14 protein-coding genes are annotated in these 16032 nt (G+C 73.1%); 9 read left to right on the top strand and 5 right to left on the bottom strand.

From position 1 onward, the window contains the following. Positions 1-71: 71 nt before the first annotated feature. From BLU82_RS06895 to trxA, 3 genes are all read right to left on the bottom strand, one after another. Complete coding sequence (locus tag BLU82_RS06895) at positions 72-1211, bottom strand: Gfo/Idh/MocA family protein (protein ID WP_092617593.1); 1140 nt, start codon at positions 1209-1211, stop codon at positions 72-74. Then, positions 1208-2428 carry an ROK family protein gene (locus BLU82_RS06900; RefSeq protein ID WP_092617597.1) on the bottom strand — a complete coding sequence of 407 codons (1221 nt, stop codon included), beginning with the start codon at positions 2426-2428 and terminating at the stop codon, positions 1208-1210. The genes BLU82_RS06895 and BLU82_RS06900 overlap by 4 nt, the downstream gene beginning before the upstream one ends. A 91-nt stretch (positions 2429-2519) precedes the next feature. After that, on the bottom strand, positions 2520-2870 hold the full coding sequence (trxA, locus tag BLU82_RS06905; RefSeq protein ID WP_092617600.1) for a thioredoxin: 351 nt from the start codon (positions 2868-2870) through the stop codon (positions 2520-2522). Between the two features lie 119 nt (positions 2871-2989). On the opposite strand from trxA, the gene BLU82_RS06910 reads away from it, so the two are divergent. Then, the gene (locus tag BLU82_RS06910) at positions 2990-4213 is read left to right on the top strand and encodes a glycoside hydrolase family 64 protein (protein ID WP_092617602.1); all 1224 of its coding nucleotides are present in this window, start codon (positions 2990-2992) and stop codon (positions 4211-4213) included. A gap of 18 nt (positions 4214-4231) precedes the next feature. Here the strand turns inward: BLU82_RS06910 and BLU82_RS06915 are convergent, their stop codons facing one another. Further along, complete coding sequence (locus BLU82_RS06915) at positions 4232-5179, bottom strand: inorganic phosphate transporter (RefSeq protein ID WP_197682777.1); 948 nt, start codon at positions 5177-5179, stop codon at positions 4232-4234. Between the two features lie 11 nt (positions 5180-5190). After that, complete coding sequence (locus tag BLU82_RS06920; protein WP_231947815.1) at positions 5191-5835, bottom strand: DUF47 domain-containing protein; 645 nt, start codon at positions 5833-5835, stop codon at positions 5191-5193. 116 nt (positions 5836-5951) lie between these two features. Between BLU82_RS06920 and BLU82_RS36115 the strand changes: the two genes are divergently transcribed. From BLU82_RS36115 to BLU82_RS35010, 8 genes are all read left to right on the top strand, one after another. Further along, positions 5952-7940 (top strand): hypothetical protein, encoded by a 1989-nt coding sequence (locus BLU82_RS36115; RefSeq protein ID WP_092617605.1) that lies wholly within the window; start codon positions 5952-5954, stop codon positions 7938-7940. Positions 7941-8043: 103 nt separating this feature from the next. After that, positions 8044-8853, top strand: coding sequence for a DeoR/GlpR family DNA-binding transcription regulator (locus BLU82_RS06930; RefSeq protein WP_092617609.1), 810 nt, complete (start codon positions 8044-8046; stop codon positions 8851-8853). Positions 8854-9643: 790 nt separating this feature from the next. Continuing rightward, a complete protein-coding gene (locus tag BLU82_RS06935) occupies positions 9644-11008 on the top strand; it encodes an ABC transporter substrate-binding protein (RefSeq protein WP_092617613.1) in 1365 nt (454 codons plus the stop codon). Between the two features lie 20 nt (positions 11009-11028). Then, positions 11029-11697: a glycerophosphodiester phosphodiesterase gene (locus BLU82_RS06940; RefSeq protein WP_157740678.1), complete on the top strand. Its 669-nt coding sequence runs from the start codon at positions 11029-11031 to the stop codon at positions 11695-11697. Further along, a complete protein-coding gene (locus BLU82_RS06945) occupies positions 11694-12683 on the top strand; it encodes an inositol monophosphatase family protein (RefSeq protein ID WP_092617619.1) in 990 nt (329 codons plus the stop codon). The genes BLU82_RS06940 and BLU82_RS06945 overlap by 4 nt, the downstream gene beginning before the upstream one ends. Next, on the top strand, positions 12680-13627 hold the full coding sequence (locus tag BLU82_RS06950) for a carbohydrate ABC transporter permease (RefSeq protein ID WP_092625538.1): 948 nt from the start codon (positions 12680-12682) through the stop codon (positions 13625-13627). The genes BLU82_RS06945 and BLU82_RS06950 overlap by 4 nt, the downstream gene beginning before the upstream one ends. Further along, entirely contained in the window at positions 13624-14439 is an 816-nt protein-coding gene (locus tag BLU82_RS06955) for a carbohydrate ABC transporter permease (protein WP_092617622.1), read from the top strand. Before BLU82_RS06950 ends, BLU82_RS06955 begins: the two co-directional genes overlap by 4 nt. 24 nt (positions 14440-14463) lie before the next feature. Next, positions 14464-16023, top strand: coding sequence for a right-handed parallel beta-helix repeat-containing protein (locus BLU82_RS35010; RefSeq protein ID WP_092617625.1), 1560 nt, complete (start codon positions 14464-14466; stop codon positions 16021-16023). Positions 16024-16032 lie beyond the last annotated feature (9 nt).

Below are 16032 nucleotides of genomic sequence, written 5' to 3' on the forward strand. Positions count from 1 at the left end.
GGGAATCAGGGGTGTCGCTCGGGTCCATGGCCTACTGCGCGACGCCCAGGCGGCGCCTCGCTGCGTTCTCGTCAGTCGCCATAGGCACCGCTATGTCTCCTTCCTCGGCCTTGCGAGGCATCCACCTGGACGCCGCTCGCTACGGCCGAGACCCGAGCGACACCCCCTGGAGTGAGCAGCGGCCGCGCGGCTTCGTCGACGAGCGCGACGTGCCGGGCGGCGTCCGCGAACGTGGGGAGAGGCGCGGCCGGCGGGCCGCCGTTGCCGCCGGTCAGCGGCCGGTAGAACGCGTCGAACAGGGCGACGACCCGGGCCTCGGCGTCGACCGGGGTGCGCCAGAAGCGGCTCACGCGATGCGGGTCGGCGTGCCCGTCCAGGCGCAGCCGTCGCGCGTCCGCCGTCCGGACCAGCTCCAGGGTCTCCAGGTCGCCGAGCTGCCAGCTGGCGGTGCCCTGATCGCCGTCGATCTCGACCGCGATGGTGTTGAGGTGGCCGGGGGACACCTGCGACGCGGTCAGCGCGACGACGGCGCCGCCGTCGAGCCGGGCCCGCGCCACCGCGACGTCGTCGGTGCCGGGCCGCAGCGCGTCGCGGCGCGGGGTGTGGAAGTCGGCGGCGAGTGACGTGACCGTCCGGCCGGTGAGCACCTCGACGAGGTCCAGCGCGTGGCTGCCGATGTCGGCCAGCACCCGCGACGAGCCGGACCGGGCCGGGTCGTTGCGCCACGACCCCGCCGCGCCGAGCTGCCAGTTCTGCAGGTAGCTGGCGCGGACGGAGTGGACCTGGCCGAGCAGGCCCGAGCGGACCAGCCCGGCCAGCCGGACCGCCAGCGGCGAGTAGCGGTAGTGATAGCAGACGGCCGACGCGGCGGGCGCCGACGCGGCCAGTGCGGCCAGCTCCGCGGCGTCGGCCGCCGTCGTGGCCAGCGGCTTCTCGCAGACCACGTGCAGGCCGGCGGCGAACGCGGCGCGCACCGCGGGCGCGTGCCGGTCGTTGGGCGTGCAGACGTGCAGGACGTCGGCGATGCCGGCGTCGATCAGCGCGCGCTCGGAGCCGAACGCGGCGGGGACGCCGAGCTTGCGCGCGACCCGTCGGGCCGACTCCTCGGTGGACCCGCTCACCGCGACCACCTCGACGCCGTCGAGGCGGCGCAGCGCGGCGACGTGCGCGGCCCCGACGCCGGAGGCGCCGGCGACGCCGACGCGGATCACTCGGCGCCCGTCCTGGTGGCAGCGGCGCCGAGCCGGGCGAGGGTGTCGCCCAGCCCGCCGGCCGACGTCAGCTCGTCGACCGTCATGGCCGCGGCGCCCAGGATGGCGGCGTCGTCGCCCAGGTCGGACGGGACGATGCGCAGGTCGCGCGTGGCCAGCGCCAGCGACCGGCCGTAGACGGTCTCGCGGATGCGGGCCAGGAACGCGCCGCCGCCGCTCGCCACGCCGCCGGTCACGACGACGACGGCCGGGTTGAAGAAGTCGACGAGCACGGACAGCACGGTGCCGATGTCCTCGGCGGCCTCGGCGAGGATCCGCCGGCAGTCGTCGTCGCCGAGCTGGGCCAGCTCGGCCACCAGCTGCGCGGTCACCGTCCGTCCCGCGGCGGCCGCGGCCTGCAGGGCCGGGCTCTGACCGCTGATCGCCAGCAACTCCGCCCGGGCGGCGATGTCGTCGCCGCCGGCGGTGGTGACGAGGCTGCCGGCGCAGCCCTGCGCGCCGCGGTGCAGCCGCCGGTTGGAGATGAGGCCGGCGCCGACCCAGGAGCCGATCTTGACCACCAGCGAGTCGGCGACCTCCGCGCCGGCGCCGCGGTGCTGCTCGGCCAGCGCCATGAGGTTGACCTCGTTGTCCGCCCACGCCGGCACGCCGAAGCGGACCGCCAGGCGGTCGCGGACCGGCTGGTCGTGCCAGTCGGGGTGCACCGGGGGATGGACGGTGCGGCCGGTGGCGAACTCGACCGGCCCGGCGATGCCGACCCCGACGCCGCAGAGCGTGAGCGGTGCGGCCGCGTCGTCCCGGGCGCGCTGGAGCTGCCGCTCGATCAGCCGCTCCAGCTCGGCGAGGACCCGGTCCGGCCCCTCGTGCATGGACAACGGCAGCTTCTCGTCGGTCAGGATGCGGCCGGGCAGTGTGACGACGGCGGCGCGGACGTGCGTCATCGCGATCTCCGCAGCGACCACCACGAGATCGGACCGGAACCGCACCCGCGTGGCCCGCCGTCCGCCGGTGCTGCCGAACTCGCCGGCCTCCTCCAGCAGCCCCGCGTCGACGAGCGCGCGGACCCGCTCGGAGACGATCGCCTTGCTCAGGCCGGTGCCGGCGCCGATCTCCGTCCGCGACGCGCCGTCGGCCGCGGCCCGGATGACGCCGGCCACGGCGGCCGCGCTGGCGATCGCCCCGCCGTCGCCGCGTCCTCGTGCTGCCGCATCGTTCATGGCACACCTTCGTCTGGTAGCAAGTGGGCTTCGATCGTAAAGCGATCGAAGTAGTTCCGCAAGCTACCCAAAGGTGTGGGTGCGAGGGCTGTTACTCCTCCGCGGCCAGAGCGGCCTGGACGTCCAGGGCGACGACGCTGTCGATGACCTGCTCGAGTGCGGCGGCCGGCAGCGCGCCGGGCTGGGAGAAGACGAGGTAGCCGTTCTTGAACGCCATCAGCGTCGGGATCGAGGTGATCTGCGCCCAGCCGGCGAGGTGGCGCTCGGCTTCGGTGTCGACCTTGCCGAAGACGATCTCCGGGTGCTGCTCGGACGCCTGCTCGTAGACGGGCGCGAAACTGCGGCACGGTCCGCACCAGGCGGCCCAGAAGTCGACCAGCACGATCTCGTTCTCTTCCACGGTCTGCTGGAAGGTCTGGCTGGTCAGAGTGGTGGTGGTCATGCCTCGGTCAACACTCGGGGAGGCGGGTTCGTTCCCGGCTGCATGACACCGGCCTTTACAGAAAGGAAGCTTTCCAATAAAGTCCGGGCACGGTCGCACCACGGAGGAGGCTCGCCGCCATGAGGAAGCTCGCCAGTACGCTCGCCGCACTCGCCGTCGCCGCCGCCGGCTCGGCTGTCGCGGCGCCGGGTGTCGCGGCGCCGGTCGCCGTGGCGCCGGCCGCCGCGGCCGTCCCCGACTCCATCCCGCTCACGATCACCAACGACTCCGGCCGCGGCGACCCCGTCCACGTCTACGTCCTGGGGGAGCGCGACGGCCGGCTCGGGTACGCCGACGCCGGCGGGACGTTCCATCCGTGGCCGTCCGTCGGGGGCGTCCCGGTCGACGCTCCGGACGCGTCGATCCCGGGGCCGGCCGACGGGCAGTCGGTCACCATCGCGCTGCCGCGGCTGTCCGGCCGGGTGTACTTCTCCTATGGCAGCAAGTTGGACTTCAAGATCGTCAACGACGGGCGGCTGGTGCAACCGGCGGTGCAGAACCCGAGCGACCCGAACCGCGGCATCCTGTTCAACTGGACCGAGTACACGCTGAACGACGGCGGGCTGTGGATCAACAGCACGCAGGTCGACTTCTTCTCCGCGCCGTACCAGACCGGCCTGCGCCGCGCCGACGGCACCGTCGCCCGTACCGGCATGCTGCGGCCGGACGGCTTCGGCGCGGTGGTCGCCGCCCTCGAGGCGACGCCCGGGTGGGGCGAACTGGTGCAGCGGGCGGGCGACGGTTCCGTGCTGCGCGTGCTGTCGCCCGGGCACGCCGTCGGGACCGGGCAGCTCGCGCCGGACGTGCTCGCGGACTACGTCGACCGGGTGTGGGCTCGGTACTCGGCCGAGACGCTGACCGTCCGGCCCTACGCCGCCGAACCGGACCGGGTGTTCCTCGGCCGGGTGTCCGGCGACGTCATGACGTTCACCGACGCCGCCGGCGCGGTCGTGGCCGCGTTCACCCGGCCGTCCAGCGACTCCGTCCTCGGCTGCCACCGCGACCTCGCCGCACCGAACGACGACGTCGGCGCCATCGCGCGCACGCTGTGCGCCGGGCTGAACCGGTCGACGCTGCTGGTCAACTCCCAGCAGCCCGACCCCGACGGCGGCGCGTTCTACCAGGACGCCGTCACGAACCACTACGCCAAGCACATCCACGCGCAGATGGCCGACGGCCGGGCCTACGCCTTCGCCTTCGACGACGTCGGCCAGCACGAGTCGCTGGTCCACGACGGCGCTCCGGCGGCCGCGTACATCCAGCTCGACCCGTTCACCGGCGCGGCCACCCCGATCGGCGGCTGAGCGTCGCCGGCGCGCCGGTCAGGGCGTCGAGACGCTGACGACGAGCGCGGCGGCCGCGGCCAGGGCGAAGGCGGCCGGCAGCGTGACCGCCCAGGCGAGGCCGAGGTTCGCGACCACGCGCCAGCGCACCCGTCGGTAGCTGTCATGGACGCCGGCGCCGAGCAGCCCGCCGGTCAGCGCCTGCGTCATGCTGACCGGCGCGCCCGCCGCGGCGCTGCCGAGCACGGCGGCGGCGGAGGCGAACTCGGCGGTGACGGCCTGCGGCGCGCGGGTGCTGATGATGCCGGTGCCGACGGTGCGGGCGACCCGCGGGAGGCCGATCACGGCACCGGCGGCGAACAGCCCGCCGACCACCGGGTACGCCCACCAGTGCGGCGCCGCGTCCCCGCCGGCCGCGACGCTCGCGGCGATGAACAGGACGAACGCCTTCTGCCCGTCGTTCGCACCGTAGGCGAGGCACTGCGCGAGGTACGCCGCCACGTGCGTGCGCCGGACGGTGGCGAGGTAGCGCGCGCCGCGGGCGGCCCGCCAGGCGGTCGCGCCTGCCAGCGCGAGCAGCAGCCCGGCGACCGGCGCGGCCAGGCCGATCGCGAGCACCCGCAGCACGGCCGGCCACTCGACGGACAGGCCGGCGCCCACTCCGGCGCCCGCGACGCCGCCGATGACCGCCAGCGTCAGGCTGGTCGGGAGCCCGCGCCGGGCCAGCCCGCCGGCGACGACGATCGCCACGACGAACCCGATCGCCAGCGGCGCCGGGTCGGACGGCACGATCGAGCCGGCCAGCGTCTGCGCCACCGCTGTCGTCAGCAGCAACGGGACGGCGACGACGGCCGAGACCATCAGGCCCAGACCGGCCGCGACCGGCATCCCCGGGATCCGCAGCCCGGGCGCGATCAGGGCGCCGCCGTCGTTCGCGCCGGTGACGAGGGCGAACACCATTCCCACCGCGATCATCAGGTCGGGCACGCGGCGGCTCGTCAGTAGCCGCGCTTGAGCGCACCGTCGGTGAGGACGTCGGCCGCCTCACTGATGCGCGCGCCCACGCCGTCGAGGCGCTTGATCAGCTCGCGGTGCTTGAGCGCCTCGGGCGACACGTCGCCGTCGACGATGCGGGCGAACTCCTGCTGGTACTCGCGGCTGATGCTGCGCGCTGCCTTCTTCGCGTCGAGCGCCTTGAGCGGGACGTCGTGCGGCGCGCTCCACAGTGTGCCGACGGCCTCGTCGAGTGAGTCGACGGCGGCGACCACGTGGTCGAGGAACGGGCGGTAGGTCTTGCGCCGCTGGATCTGGTAGAGGTCGGCCTCGCGGACGAACTCGCGGATGGTGTCGAGGACGTCGTCGATGGAGCGCGACAGCCGGAACAGGTCCTCGCGGTCCAGCGGCGCGACCAGCGTGCGGGACAGCCGGTCGACCAGCGCCGCGCGCATCTCGTCGCCGCGGTGCTCGATGTCGGCGATGCGCTCGCGCGCCTGCGCCGGCGACACCTTCTTGTTGACCATCGCCCGGGCCAGGGCGGCGCCGTCGCGGGCGGCGTGCACCTGGCCGCTCAGCGCCTCGGACATGTGCTGCCGGCCGCCGCGGAACCGGCGCGGCCAGCGCGGCCGCAACCGCGCGGCCTTCATCGTCACGTCCACCACCTTGTCGAGGCACCTTGACCGATGTATCACGAACTGTGGTTAATCTATCATGCAGAGGTGTGTTTTTAACATCAATCGTTGGTTGAGTGAGGGGATGCCGCGTGCGCACCACCTGGGATCGGGTCCTGATCGCCGGCGACGCCGTCGCGGCCGGCACCGAGACGGCGTACCGCGCGGTGGCCGCGGCGCCCGGTGAGGCGCACGGGATCCGCGCCGACCTCTGCGAGACGCACCCGGGCGGTATCGAGCCGGGCGAGCCGATCCTGCGGCTCGGGCACCTCACCGACCTGCACCTCGCCGACACCCAGTCGCCGCTGCGGCTCGACTTCGCCATGCAGGTGGGCGAGCGCAGCCCGGGCTGGGGCGGCGCCGTCACGTACACGTTCCGCCCGCACGAGCTGCTCACGGCGCACGCGGCCGACGCGATGCTGCGGACGCTGCGCGGGCTCGACCTCGACCTGTGCGTCGTCACGGGCGACAGCACCGACAACGCCCAGGCGAACGAGCTGGCCACGTTCCTCGCCCTGATGAACGGCCGCGACGTCGCCCCGGTCTCGGCCGGCGGCGTGTACCTGGGCCCGCAGAGCGCCGAGTGGGGCGACCCCTGGTACTGGGTGCCGGACGTTCCGGGCGATCGTTATCAGCATCGGTGGGGATATCCCCACGTCCCGGGATTGGTCGACGCCGCCGCGACGCCGTTCCGGGCGTCCGGTGCCGGCGTGCCGTGGATCGGCTGCCTGGGCAACCACGACGTGCTGGTCGGCGGCACCACGGCGGTCACCGACGAGCTCTCCGCGATCGCCGTCGGGGACCGCAAGGCCGTGCGGCTGCCCGCCGACCTCGGCGACGAGCGCGAACTGGAGCTGTACCTGCGCGATCCCGTGCGGCTGTTCTCCGGCCCCGGCGTCCGGGTGACGGCCGATCCCGGGCGCCGGCTGCTGCGCACGCGCGACATCGTCCGGGCCCATCTCGGCGCCGCCGTTGACCTCGGCGGTGGCGTCGGTGGTGGCGTTGGCGCTGACCTCGGCGGTGAGGTCGGCGGCGCCGTCGGTGGGACTCTGTCGGTGCCCGCCCATAGGGTGGGCACCCTCCCTAGAGGGGCGGGTCATACCTACCGCGTCGGCGAGGCCACGGGCGACGGATCGGGCGCGGGCGCTGGGCCAGGTGGCGGCGAGGCTGCGGGCACGGGGTCGGTTGGCGGTGAGGTCGGCGGCGCCGTCGGCGGGACTCTGTCGGTGCCCGCCCATAGGGTGGGCACCCTCCCCAGAGGGGCGGGTCATACCTACCGCGTCGGCGAGACCACGGGCGACGGGGGCGCGGGCGCGAGGCCAGGTGGCGGCGTCGGGCCGGGCACGGGGTCGGGTGGCGGCGCGGGCATGGATGCTGGCGCCACCACGGCCACGGGCGCCGGGCCGGTCGGGCACGGGTTCACCGAGGCCAACCTGCGGGCCGGCACGGCGTACTACCGGTACGACCCGGTCCCGGGCGTGCGTGTGCTGGTGCTCGACACCAACCACCGGCGCGGCATGTGGGACGGCAACGTCGACCGGGTCCAGCTCGAGTGGCTGGCCGACGAGCTGCGCGGGCTGGGCGGCGCCGACGACCCGCTCGTCGTCATCGCGTCCCACCACGCCACGCCGTCGCTGGGCAACGGTTACGGCGTCTGCCCCGACGACGAGGCGGCGGTGGCGTTCGCCGGCGAGCTGCTCGAGGTCGCGCTCGGCTGCCCCAACGTGGTGCTGTGGCTCAACGGCCATCACCACGCGAACCGGGTGGTGGCGCACCACCGTCCGGGCGGTGGCGGCCTCTTCGAGGTGACGACGGCGTCGATGGTCGACTGGCCGACGCAGGCGCGGGTGATCGAGCTGGTCAGGCAGCCCGGCGGGATCCTGCGGATCACGTCGACCATCGTCGACCACAACGCGCCGCTGGACCCGGGGCCGCGGCCGCGCACTCCCGGCGAGCTGGCGTCGCTGCACCGCCAGCTGGCCGCCAACGACGTCTGGCGCGGGGGAGCGCGGCAGGGCCTCACCGGCACGCCGCCGGACCGCAACGTCCACATGCTGGTGCCGCTCGGCAGGCCGATGTGATGACTTCTGATAAAAATCGCGCAACCGGTGTTATCCTCCGGTACCGGCCGGGTGCGGGCCTGACGTTCCGCTGTTCCGGCGACGCGCGAGGAGACGAGCCCGGATGACACCTCCCGAGGCGCCGCGCGGTGCGTCGCCGAAGCGGTCGCAGGCCAGAGAGGCTCGGCAGCAGTTGATCATCGACCACGTCGTCGCCAACGGCGTCGCGACGGCGGCCGAGTTGAGCACGCTCACCGGGGCGAGCCTGATGACCGTCCACCGCGACCTCGACGAACTCGCCCGCCGCTCGCTGGTGCGCAAGTTCCACGGCGGGGTGTCGGCGCAGCCGTCGACGGCGTTCGAGAGCAGTTCGGCGTACCGCATCCGGGTGCAGGGGCGGGAGAAGGAGGCGCTGGCCAGGACGGCGCTGGAACTGATCGAGCCGGGCATGTCGATCATGCTCGACACCTCGACGACCAACCTGTTCCTGGCCCGGATGCTTGGTGGACACGACCACGGCCCGCTGACGGTCGTCTCGAACTACCTGCCGATCATGCAGACGCTGCGGGCGGTCCCCGACGTGCACCTCATCGGGGTCGGCGGTGACTACAACGCCATGCACGACGCGTTCCTCGGCATGTCAGCGATCGAGACCATCCAGGCTCTCAGTGTGGATGTTGCCTTTCTCAGCACATCTGCGATGACTGCCGACACCGCCTACCACCAGGAGCCGGACATCGTCATGGTGAAGCGCGCGATGATGGCCGCGGGCCAGCGCAAGGTGCTGCTGATGGACCGGACGAAGCTCGGCCGGACTGCGCTGCACCGCCTCGCCGCGACCTCCGAGTTCGACCGCCTCATCATCGACGGCGAAGGTGGCTCCGCCGACGTGGTCGACCGCCTCCGCGAACACGTCGACGTCACGCTCGCCTGATCCTCGCCGGACTGCCTGCCTACCGCTGCGGGTTCGGCCGGCTACCCACCGCCGCTGCCCGCCCACCTGGGTGAGTCCGCCGCTGGTGGTGGCGCGGGTGGGTGGCTGTCGGGCTGCTGCCGCCGTCTCGCCGCGTGCCCGTCCGTTGCCGACTCGGCGGTCGTGGGTCCGGCGGTCGTGGTGTGCTGCGGGCCGGCTCGCCCGAGGTGGCTGGCTGTTGCTGCCGCCGTCTCGGTCGCATTCCGGCGGTTGCCGACTCGGCGGTCGTGGGTCCGGCGGTCGTGGTGTGCTGCGGGCCGGCTCGCCCGAGGTGGCTGGCTGTTGCTGCCGCTGTCCAGGCCGCTTGCCCGGCGGTTGCCGACTCGCCGGTCGTGGGCCCTGGCCGTCGTAGTGTGAGGGTGGCTGCCCGCTCAACCGCCTGCCGGTCGTTGTGGTGGGTGCGGCTGCCTGGTCGCCCGGCGTTGCTGGTGGTGGCTTCGGTGCTGGCTGGGCTGCTGCCGTCTCGCCGCGTGCCCGGCCGTTGCCGACTCGGCCGTCGTGATGCCGCGTCGTGGTGGGCTCGGCTGCCCGCTCGCCCGACGTTGCTGGTGGTGGCTCTCCGCTGGTTGGTCGCTGCCGCTCGCCACCCTGGGCGAACGCCGCCCGCAGGGCACGTCCCGCACCGGCGACCCTCCACGCGCTCATCACCGTTGTGATTCGATTCGCGTTAACTCTATCGAAACTCGCGTTAATTCTGTTACGGTCCTCACACCAAATCGGGCATACCCATCAGCAGCAAGCGGAGGATCACATGCAGCGCAGAGTGTTCACCGCCGCCGGCGCCGTCCTGACCGCGCTGGCGCTCACGACCGCCTGCAGCGCCGGTGACGACGGCGGCGCAGCCGGCGGGGGCAGCGGCGGCAGCGGCGACGGCGACTTCGACGGGACCATCACGTTCTGGTACGCGATGGCCGGCCGTAACGGGGAGGCGATCACCGAGCTGGTCGATCGCTACAACGACGAGAACGACGCCGGCGTGACGGTCGAGGCGATCTACCAGGGCAACTACAACGACACGCTGACGAAGCTGCGGGCGTCGGCGCAGTCGGGCGACCTGCCGAGCATGGTGCAGGTCAACGAGCTGAGCACGCGGTTCATGTACGACTCCGGGCTGGCGACGCCGGTGCAGGAGCTGGCGGAGCAGGCCGGCTACTCATTCGACGACCTCAACGAGCGGGTGGTCGGCTACTACACGGTCGACGGCGTGGTGCAGTCGATGCCGTTCAACGTGTCGGCGCCGACGCTCTACTACAACAAGGACGCGTTCGCCGCCGCCGGGCTGGACCCGGACGCGCCGCCGCGGACGCTCGACGACATCCGGGCGGCGGCCGAGCAACTGCGCGGCGGCAGCACCGAGTACGGCTTCGTGTCGTCCATCGACGGCTACCTGGTCGAGCAGTACCTGGCCGTCGCCGACGAGCCGTACTGCGACGAGGGCAACGGGCGCGAGGGCCTGGCCACGACGGTCGAATGGGACAGCGACGTGACGGAGTCGATCCTCACGTGGTGGACCGGCATGGTCGACGACGGGCTGGCGATCAACGTCGGGCGCGACGCCAACAACGCGTCGGCGGCGTTCCAGGCGGGCAACGCGGCCATGATGACCTTCACGTCGGCCAATCTGCGCGACATCGTCGACGGCGCGGACTTCGAGGTCGGCGTGGCGCCGTATCCGATGCCACGGGCCGGCGACGCCGGTGGGCCGATCCTCGGCGGCGGCTCGCTGTGGGCGCTGGCCGGGCAGCCCGACGCCGCGAAGGAGGCCGTCTTCGACTTCATGGCGTTCATGATGTCGCCGGAGAGCCAGGCCATGTGGTCCACCCGCACCGGCTACGTCCCCGTCAACACCAAGGCCGTCGAGCTGCCCGAGTACAGCGAGGTGCTCGACCAGTACCCGGGCCTGGCGCTGGCCGGCGAGCAGCTCTCCGCCACCCCGGACGGCCTGAACACCACCGGCTGCCTCATGGGGGTCATGCCGCAGGCGCGGGACAAGATGAACGACGCCATCGAGGCGTCGCTGCTCGGCGTGAAGGAACCGCGGCAGGCGCTCGTGGACGGCGCGGCCGGTCTGACCTCGGTCATCGAGCAGTACAACGACTCCGTCGGCGCGAACTGACGACAACGAGAGGCAGCACCTTGCTCACTCTGATCGCCCACCGCGGCACGCCCCGCGAACATCCCGAGAACACGCTCGACTCGCTGCGGCACGCGCAGACGCTCGGCGCCGACGCCGTCGAGTTCGACGTGCGGACCACCCGCGACGGCGTCCCCGTCCTGCTGCACGACACCGACCTCGCCCGCATCTGGGGCCGGCCGGACGTGCTCGCGGAGACCGACCACGCCGACGTCGCGGACGTGCTCCCGGCGCTGGCCGACGTCGCCGCGGACATCGCCATCACGCTGATCGTCGACTGCAAGGGCGCCGGGACGGTCGCCCGAGCGGTGCCCGTCCTGCGGGCTGCCGGAGCGCTGCCGCGGTGCGTGTTCATCGGCCAGCCCGACGTTCTGGAGGAGGTGCGCGCGGAACTGCCCGACGCGCGGCTGGCGCTCTCGTGGTCCGGCGCCAGCACGCCGCCGCCGGAGCTGCTGGCGCGGCTGCGGCCGGAGATCATGAACGTGCGCTGGGCCGACCTCGCGGAGTCCAGCCTCGACACCTACCGCGCCGCCGGCCTGACCACCTGGTGGACGTACACCATCGACGACGTCGACGCGCTGCGGCGGGCGCTGGAGCTGGGCATCACCGGCATCATCACCAACGACCTGCCGCTGATCGGCGCGGCGGCGGCGTCGGCGGCGGGCCGATGACCGGGCGCGACCTCGGCGCGGCGCTGGCAGTCGCCGAGGAGGCGGCGCGCTGGGCGCAGCGGCACATCACGTCGCGGCGCCCCGGCCCCGGCGACCCGGAGGAGAAGGCCGGCCCGGGCGACTGGGTGACGTCGGTCGATCGCGAGGTCGAGGAGCACATCCGGGCCGCGCTGCTGGCCGCTTTCCCCGGCGACGTGGTGATCGGCGAGGAGGCCGGTCGGTCGGTGGGCGCCGGGCAGACGGGTGCCGGGCCGGACGGGGCTGGGCCGGCGGCGGGCGCCGGGCAGACGGGTGCCGGGCAGGCGGCGGGTGCGGGGCCGGACAGGGCCGGGCCGGCGGCGGGTGCCGCGCAAGCGAGCGTCAGCACGGACGGGGCCGCGGCGGGGCTCGCTCAGGCCGGCGACGGCGGGCTGACGTGGTACATCGACCCGATCGACGGCACGACGAACTTCGTGCACGGGCTGCCGGGGGTGTCGGTCAGCATCGCCGCGGTCGACACCCGGGGAGTGGCCGTCGGCGTGGTGCACGACGTGTACCGGGACGAGGCGTTCACCGCGATCCGCGGCCGCGGCGCCCGCGTCGGCGGCGTGGCGGTGGCGGCCGGCGACGAGGCGGAGCGGGTCGGGCTGCGCGGCGGCCTGCTGCTCACCGAATGGTCCGGGCTGCTGCCGTGGCCCGGCATGTACGGCCTGATCACGGACCTGCAGGAGAGGTTCACCGCCACCCGCGTCCTCGGCTCCTGCGCGCTGAGCCTGGCCTCGGTCGGCGCGGGACGGGCGACCGGCGCGGTCCTCGGCGGCCACTACAACCCGTGGGACGTGCTGGGCGGCGCACTGATCGCGGCCGAGGCCGGCTGTGTGGTCTTCGACGCCGACGGGGTCGCGGGCGACGTGCCGATGGGCGGCCTCGGGGTGGCCCGCCCGGACGTGGCCGACGAGATCCGGACGGCGTGGCAGCGGGCGCGCAAGGCGGAGGCGGCGCCATGAGCGTCGCGACGAAGGTGGGGACGGCGGCCGGCCCGGCAGCGGCGCCGCAGCCGAAGCGCCGCCGCTACGACCGGCGCGAGGTGACGACGGCGGCGCTGCTGCTGCTCCCGTCGATGGCGATCTTCGCGGTGTTCGCCTTCTACCCGCTGGTCCGCACGTTCTGGCTGAGCGTGCACGCCAACGACCTACTGGGGCTGCCGACGCGGTTCGTGGGGCTGGACCAGTACATCGAGTTCTTCTCCAACCCGGAGCTGCGCCGCATCACGCTGACGACGGGGATCTTCGTGGTGCTGACGGCGCTGCCGAGCGTCGTCATCGGGGTGTTCCTGGCGTTGACGCTGCAGGCGCGGATCCGCGGCATCAACGTGTTCCGGACGCTGATGTCGACGCCGTTCGGCTTCTCGGCGGCGGCGACGGCCGTGGTGTTCGCGGTCTTCTTCAACCCGGCGGTGGGGGTCTTCAACGGCATCCTGAAGATCGTCGGCCTGGACAGCGTGAACTGGCTGACCGACCCCACGTACGCCCTGCCCAGCCTGGCGATGGTGTGCGTGTGGAGCAACGTCGGCTACACGCTGCTGGTCGCGTCGGCCGGCCTGCAGGGCATCCCGGACGAGCTGTACGAGGCGGCCCGCATCGACGGCGCGGGGCGGTGGACGGTGGTGCGCAAGATCGTGCTGCCGCTGCTGACGCCGACGATGTTCTTCCTGGTGGTGATCATGACGATCAACTCGCTGCAGACCTTCGGCGAGATCCACATCCTCACCGGCGGCGGCCCGAACGGCTCGACGACGACGCTGGTGTACGGCATCTACCAGAGCGCGTTCGCCTACGGCGGCAGCAACTACGGGCTGGCGTCGGTGCAGGCGGTGGTGCTCCTGCTGGTGGTAACGGCCGCGACGTGGGCGCAGTTCCGCGTCCTGCAGCGCAAGGTGTTCTACGGATGAGCGGCCTGCGGCGCGCCCTGACCTACGCGGGCCTGACGGCGCTGACGGCGGTCATCGTCTTCCCGCTCTACTACGCGGTGGCCGGGTCGCTGATGACCGACCGGGAGCTGACGACGTTCCCGCCGGCGCTGTTCCCGAGCGGCGTCACCCTGCAGAACTACGTGGACGTGCTGGACGCGATCCCGCTGGTGCGGCAGTACGCGAACAGCATCGGCGTGGCGCTGGTGGTCGTCGCCGGGGTGCTGGTGACGTCGCTGCTGTCGGCGTACGCGTTCGTGTTCCTGCGCTTCCCGTTCAAGCGGACGCTGTTCGCGCTGTTCCTGCTGACGATCATGGTGCCGGGGGAGTCGCTGATCATCCCCAACTACCTGACCGTCTCGAACCTGGGCCTGCTGGACACGTTCCCCGCGCTGACGCTGCCGTTCCTGGCGATGGGGTTCGGGACGTTCCTGCTGCGGCAGTTCTTCGCGGCGTTCCCGCGGGAGATCTACGAGGCGGCCCGGATGGACGGCTGCACGCACGTGCGGTTCATGTTCTCCATCCTGACGCCGTTGTCGCGGCCGGCCCTGGCGGCGCTGGCCATCTACGCGTTCATCGCCACCTACAACAAGTACTTCTGGCCGCTGCTGGTGACCCGGACGCCGGAGATGCAGACGCTGCAGATCGGGCTGAGCCAGCTGCGGTCGCTGGAGGCGCGCGAGCCGGGGCTGATCCTGGCCGGCGTGACGCTCGCGATCATCCCGATGCTGATCCTCATCTACTTCTTCCAGCGCAACATCATCCGTGGCCTCACCACGGGTTCCGGCAAGTAGCTCCTACTGCGAGGAGAACACACCGTGACGACACCACCGCACCATCCCGCCCGCAGGAACCTGCTGCGCGTCGCCGCAGCGGGCGCGGTCTCGGCGGCCGGCCTCGCCACCGCGGCGCCGGCCTGGGGACGCGCCACGGCGGCGCCACAAGCGCCGCCACCCGGGTTGTCCGACCCGGTGCAGCGCGGCGACCTCGTGGTCGACGTGCGCGACCACGGCGCCGTGGGTGACGGCGTCGCCGACGACACCGCGGCGATCCAGGCGGCGCTCGACGAGGGCCGCGGCCGGACCGTGTACCTCCCGCCCGGCACGTACCCGGTCTCGACCATGCTGACGGTGTTCGGCGGCACCACCGTGCTGGCCACCGCGACCACCGTGATCCGCCGGACGGACGGGCCGAGCATCGTCGGCAACGGCGTGCTCGGCGACATGACCGCGACCGGCTTCGACGGCGAGTCGGACATCGTCATCCAGGGCGGCGTCTGGGACGTCAACGCCTCGAACGTGGCGCTCAACGGCAACGGCTTCTCCTTCAGCCACGGCCGCAACATCCGCGTGTACGACGTCCGCGTCCGCGACGTGCAGGGCTGGCACGCCATGGAGCTGAACGCCGTCGAGACGGTCCGGGTGGTGAACTGCCGGTTCGAGGGGTTCTCCGACCCGCAGGGCAACCGGCAGTACTCCGAGGCCGTGCACATGGACTACGCCGGCGGCCCCGGCCACTTCACCCTGTTCGGCGCGCCGGACTTCTACGGCTGCAAGGACGTCGAGGTCAGCGGCTGCTACGCGGGCCCGTCGGCGGACTTCCCGTCCTACCCGCGGCTGGTCGGCTCGCACGGCGGCCCGGACGGCCACCAGCACACCGGCCTGCGCGTCGTCGGCAACTACGCCGACGGGTGCACCGAGTGGGCGGTCCGGCTCTACGACTGGCTCGACGGTGTCGTGCAGGGCAACCAGATCGTCGGCGGCGGTGGCGGCATCCAGATCGGCCCGGCCGGGGTGCAGACCGGCGGCAACGTCGTCGTCTCCGGCAACACCCTGCGCGGCCTGGCCGGGGTGCAGGAGGTGGCCGGCCGGCCGCCGGACGCCGCGATCTGCGTCGGCCGGCTGAACAACTCGCGCACGCACCGGCTGACCGTCGCGGACAACGTGGTCGAGGGCGTCGCGATGGAGGGCATCGCGGTCTACCGCACCGACGGCTGCGTCGTCAGCGGGAACGTGGTCGAGGACTGCGAGGGCGCCGGCATCAGGCTGCACGACGCGCCGCGGGCGGTGGTGACGTCGAACGCGGTGGCCCGCACGGGCGCGGAGGCCGTCGTCGTCGCCGACGCCAGCAACGCCGCCCTGGTGGCGCAGAACCGGGCCGACGACCCCACGGCGGCGGGCGTGCGCGTCACCGGCACGGTCGCCGAGGTGGTGGTGCGCGGCAACGTGGTGCGCGGCGACGCGGCGTACGGCATCGCGATCGGCGCGGGCGCCACCGGCACCTGGCACACCGGCAACGACCTGCGCGGCGGCTACACGACCGGCCCGGTCGACGACCAGGGCAGCGGCTCGCTGACCGACCCGGCGGGCGTCGCCTGACGAGCCCCG

The sequence above is a fragment of the Jiangella sp. DSM 45060 genome, from assembly GCF_900105175.1.
In the GTDB taxonomy this organism is placed as follows: Bacteria; Actinomycetota; Actinomycetes; order Jiangellales; family Jiangellaceae; genus Jiangella.